Below are 4826 nucleotides of genomic sequence, written 5' to 3'. Positions count from 1 at the left end.
GGGCGTGGGAGTGACCGTGGGGCGCGGTGTCGGCGAGCTGTCAGCTACCGCCGCCGGAGCACTCAAAACGGTAGCTAGCGCAGACACCGCTGCCATGGAAAAAATCTTGCCTATGCGCATGCGGCCAGCATCCCGACGCCAACTTGGATCTTGCTTGCAACTGAAAGGTCGACCCAAAGATCGACCCTGCCAAAGCGGAGAACACCGCACCGGCTCAGCCACGGATCCGGCAACCGACGTCCTCACCGCCGAGCCAGCGCCCCGGGACCAGCCGGCACACAGCAGCTGTCAGCCGCCCCCTACAGCCCCGTACGCTCCAGGGCCCGCTGGTAGGCCGCCACGCTGTCATCGACCTGGCCGAGCTCGGCCAAAACCTGGGCGGCCAGACGCCAGCCCTGGGAGCTGTGGCGGGTGGCCGGCTCCCCCTCCAGCTGCTGGCGGACCTGGTCGATCACGCGCCGGGCCGACTCGGGCTGCTCCAGCGCGGCTATCACCTGCCCGGCCAGCAGGTGATAGCCCAGGCGCAGCAGCGGCGGCAGCGTCTCAGCCCGGGCGGCGATGGCCTGCAGATGCTTCGCGGCCTGCTCCACGCGGCCGCCGAGCAGCTCGGCCCGGGCCAGCAGGCACGCCAGCTCGGCCTGCTGGCCCTGAGCATCCACACCGCGCATGTCCTGCTGCAGGCTCAGCAGGCGGGCCTGGCACTGGGAGGCGCGGGTCGGCCACACCGCCAGCACCACCTCCGCCCAGGCCATCACCGCCCAGACCCGCACCGCCACCCCCGCCTCCGCCGGACACAACGCCAGAGCCTGTTCGGCCAGACCCACCGCCTCCGCCTCGCGGCCTTCTTCCACCGCCAGCAGCGCCCGCGCCCGCAACGCCGTCATCTGCGCGCTCGCGGTGCCGACCCGTTCGGCGGCCTGCTGCAGCTGCGCACCCCATATACGGGCCCGCAGGAGATCGCCGCGCTCGCGATACACGCTCAGCAACATCGCCCCGAGCGCGATGAAACGCTCGCTCCACACCGGCGGCGTCGGCCCGTCCACCACGGCCTCGGCCACCTGCACCGCCTGACCGAAATCACCGCAGCGCATGAAGCAGCGGGCCAGCGCCACCGCGGCGTCGACGTCATGCTCATCCAGCCGGCTCCAGGTCGCCGGCGGCACCATCCGCACCAAGGCGGCAATCGCCGCTTCCAGGTCGCCGTCGGCCTCGGCGGCCAGCGCCCACCCGAGCGCAGCAGCTGCGCGCCCAGCAAGGCGGCTTCGACGTCATGCACCTGGGTGGGGGTGATGCCGTGGGTGAGCTCCAGCAGCGAGCACTCGAGCTTGGCCGCCAGCAGTTCCAGCACCTCCGGCGAGGCCTGGCGCCGGCCCGCCTCCAGCAGCGAGATGTAGCTGGTATGCAGCTCCGGCTCGGCCAGCTCGCGCTGCTGCCAGCCGCGCTCCTGGCGCAGCTTGCGAATGCGCGCACCGATCGCCTGAGCCTCACTGCTACTCACTGGCACCTCTCCTGTCGCCAGACCGCGCTGCCGCACCGATGCTGGTGCTCTCGGCGCATGCCATGCCCCCGCTCTGTTGCGCCGGCCGGGGACCGGCGACGCAGGCGATCACGATCGCAGGAAATGTTACGACCCTTCTGACTCGCAGTTGCCCCCGTAGACACACCCCGTGCCCGGTGTCGCCGCCAGCACGGTTCACCCACCCGGCAAAAGCGACCTGCCTCCCGCGCGCGATAGGCCTCCGCCCGAGCAGGCACCGGCACGCCCCCGTGCCCAGGAGGCGAGATCCGGCCACCGTCCTGACATCTCGACCCGCACCGAGTTCCAATGAGTCGTGGGACCGAAACAATTACGCACCATGCGCGCTCTGGTCTGGATCGTCGGCAGCACCATCATCGCGGTCATCGCCACCGCGATTCTTCACCTGCACACCGATCCATCGTCCCCAAACTGGCGGCTGCTGATCACACAAGCGCTTCCGCGTTACCTCATACCGCCCTACTCCGCCGCTTACGTCCCGCTGGTGGTGCTCACCATCATGGGGATGGCTCTGGCCACAGCGGCCCTGACCCGCCTGGCAAAGCGCGCCCTCTCCTCAAAGACCGTGCCACCGCTGCAGGTGCTTCAGGCCGATGCCGACCGGCTGCAGGGCAAGGAGCGCTTCGACGCGCTCGCCGCCCTGCGCGCCATGCGATTGCAGACACTCAACACCTGGGGCGTGATCCTCGGCGTGGCTTTCACCGCAGGTAGCTTGGTCTTCACCAGCCTGACCCTGACCGCAACCCAGGACGCACAAATCACCGACCGCTACAACAAGGCCGTCGAACAGCTCAGCAAAAACTCACTCGATGTGCGCATCGGCGCCATCTACGCACTCGAACGCATCGCCAAAGACTCCACCGACGACCGACACAGCATCACCGCTGTGCTCGCCACCTATGTCCGCGAACATGACCCCGAACCGCAGGAGAAGATGCCGGCCCAGCCGACCCCTGACCTCCAGGCGGCCCTGACGGTGCTGGAAAGAAACGCACCCGACGACCCCGACCTCGGATGGCTAGATCTTCGGGGCATCCGCGTCCAGGGCATTGAGCTTTCCCGAGCGCATCTGTTTGGCGTAATCCTGTCCCGCGCGAATCTGACCGACGCGGCCCTGCCCAGCGCGGACCTGTCCAGCGCGGACCTGACCCATGCGATCCTGACTAATGCGATCTTGAACGGCGCGGACTTATCCGACGCAGACCTGACTGGCGCATCCGCGGTCGAGGTGACCCTGTCCAACGCGGACCTGACCGGCGCGTCCCTAAGCGGTGCCACCCTGACCGACGCGACCCTGATCGGTGCAACCCTGGATGGCGCGGACTTATCCAGCGCAAACCTCACCGGCGCGCTCCTAAGCGGTGCGACCCTGAATGGCGCGGACTTATCCAGCGCGGACTTGCGTCATGCTCAAGGCTTGCCACCAATCGCCGAACTGAAAAAAATCGCGATAGTGGACAACCAGACGAGGTTTTGAGGGCTGGCCAAACCCTCGCCGTCTTCACTCAACGCCGCAACGAGCCGCCAACGTCTCCACCGCATACACCAAGCGGCGCCGCGTCACTGGGCCGCAGCAGCCCAACACCATCGTTACCACACGTCTCCACGGCCGCACCGAGGAGACGCCAAGCACCCGCACACCGACCTGCCCGCGCCCGCACGCTCCCCCAGAGCGTGACCTTTTCTGGTAGGCGGATCTGCGAAGCGGATTCCATTCTCCAGCGATCGTCGCAGCCGCCTCCTCCACCCGCAGCACCGTCCGCTGCACCAACCCCAGCACCTGCGCCAACTCCGATGCCTCGGCCCCACCGTTCAACGCGCGTGCCGCCTGGTTGAGGTTGTTACCGATCCGGTTCAACGTCACCCGTGCCTGGATGAACTCCACCAGCTGCGCGCGCCGATCCACCGGCGCCGGGGTCAGTTCCTCCTGCGCTACCGCCAGCGCCACCTCGGTGACGTAAGCACCGACCTCCATGCCCTTACGCTCAGCCGCCAGCGTCAAAACCGCCAGCTCCATCGCACTGAGCCGCAGCGGACCGACCCGGTGCTCGCGGGGCACTCGCCCCCGCCCGCGTCGTCCCACCACCCTCGCCTGCCCTCCTCACCGGCCGCGCGCCCCGTCCTCCCATCCCGATCGCCCCCGATCGGGATCATGAGTCGGAGTTAACCACCGAATCCCCCGATTCGGTGGTTAACTCCGACTTATCTACTAACTTGCTCCGCGAAGCGGCTCTCCTGTCTGCGAAAATGTCAACTTCAGTTGACAAATGATGTTGTTAATTCCCGTTACATCTGATTCATTTGCCGGAACGGTTGTTGCGCGCGGAATTAACTGTTGCGCGCCGGGTTGTTGGGCTCTGGTCCACTCTCGGTGATCGGATGACAGAGCGTGATGTGGAGTCAGCGGTAGTGGAGTACGCGGATGCGGAGCAGGTCGAAGTTGGCGCGTCCGAACATCTGCCGCTTCAGGAATTTGATCTTGTTGACGATGCCCTCGACCGCGCCGCTGCTGTGGGGCAGGGTCAGCCCGGCGACCACCGCGGCATGGTCGCGGCGCAGGCCGGTGGCGAAAGCGGCCAGCTGGGGTGAGCTTCCCGCCGCGGTCGTGGCGATCCAGTCGTCGAGGAGGTGACCGTTGCGGCCGGTCATTATTGCGGCGAAGCCGCGGACGTGTTCAGCGGCGGCCTCAAGGTCGGGACAGCGCATCAGGGTCTGTTTCAGCTGCACCTGGTCGGCGGCGTCCAGGTGGTCGGGACGGGTCATGATCCAGCCGGTGATGCGGCGGGGGCTGGGCGGCGGGCAGGGTTCGGGCCGCACTCGTCGATGTCCGCGCAGCGGAGTCAGCCAGCCCTGGACAGCGCGCAGGCTCCCTTTCCAGCCCTGGGCGCGCAGTTCTTGATGAAGCGGAACGGCGTTGGTGTAGCCCTCGTTCCAGCGCCGGGTCAGGTAGGGCTTGAACGCATCCAGCTTGCTGGAGCGGTTGAGGGTCGGAGCCAGCAACTCCTCCACGCTGTTGGCAGCGGCGAACTTGCGGGCGGTGCGAAAGGCCAGGCCGAGCTGGCGGCTGATCGCGTTCAGCGACGCGCCGCCCTCCCGCAATTCCTGCACTTGGGCGTATCGCTGCTGAATCCGCGCCACCAGCGGCCGCTCATTGCCGTAGGAGTCCAGCAACCTCGGGCGCTCGATGAGGTCGGCCCCGTCGCCGCTCTCACCGTCGCCCTCGGAGCCTGCTTCGAAGGCTTCCTGCAGGCAGGACCGGTGCGCGTGGACTGTCTTCTCCAACGCCTGA

General features: G+C 67.5%; 4 protein-coding genes and 1 pseudogene. 1 reads left to right on the top strand and 4 read right to left on the bottom strand.

Going from position 1 to position 4826, the window contains the following annotated elements; all coding sequences use genetic code 11:
- Nucleotides 1–299: 299 nt before the first annotated feature.
- Together Psi01_RS41210 and Psi01_RS44675 are read right to left on the bottom strand one after the other, a co-directional pair.
- Complete coding sequence (locus Psi01_RS41210) at nt 300–1166, bottom strand: tetratricopeptide repeat protein (RefSeq protein ID WP_239128417.1); 867 nt, start codon at nt 1164–1166, stop codon at nt 300–302.
- Between the two features lie 146 nt (nt 1167–1312).
- Nucleotides 1313–1498 (bottom strand): annotated as a pseudogene (locus Psi01_RS44675) (helix-turn-helix domain-containing protein); the annotation flags it as partial.
- Nucleotides 1499–1856: 358 nt separating this feature from the next.
- Between Psi01_RS44675 and Psi01_RS41200 the strand changes: the two are divergent.
- On the top strand, nt 1857–3014 hold the full coding sequence (locus Psi01_RS41200; RefSeq protein ID WP_204069644.1) for a pentapeptide repeat-containing protein: 1158 nt from the start codon (nt 1857–1859) through the stop codon (nt 3012–3014).
- 24 nt (nt 3015–3038) lie between these two features.
- On the opposite strand, the gene mobC is transcribed toward Psi01_RS41200, so the two are convergent.
- Entirely contained in the window at nt 3039–3554 is a 516-nt protein-coding gene (gene mobC, locus Psi01_RS41195; protein ID WP_204069643.1) for a plasmid mobilization relaxosome protein MobC, read from the bottom strand.
- A gap of 383 nt (nt 3555–3937) precedes the next feature.
- Nucleotides 3938–4826: transposase (locus Psi01_RS41190; RefSeq protein ID WP_204069642.1), on the bottom strand; the 889-nt coding region annotated here is incomplete at its 5' end.

The sequence above is a fragment of the Paraplanobispora siamensis genome (assembly GCF_016863175.1).
Taxonomy (GTDB): domain Bacteria; phylum Actinomycetota; class Actinomycetes; order Streptosporangiales; family Streptosporangiaceae; genus Planobispora; species Planobispora siamensis.
The sequence above is the reverse complement of the archived record's forward strand: the minus strand, read 5'-3'. Positions and strand labels throughout refer to the sequence as shown.

Coding starts and splice junctions, on each gene's coding strand:
- Psi01_RS41200 (WP_204069644.1), top strand. CDS start 1,857: ATGCGCGCTCTGGTCTGGATCGTCGGCAGCACCATCATCGCGGTCATC.
- mobC (WP_204069643.1), bottom strand. CDS start 3,554: ATGGAGCTGGCGGTTTTGACGCTGGCGGCTGAGCGTAAGGGCATGGAG.
- Psi01_RS41210 (WP_239128417.1), bottom strand. CDS start 1,166: ATGGTGCCGCCGGCGACCTGGAGCCGGCTGGATGAGCATGACGTCGAC.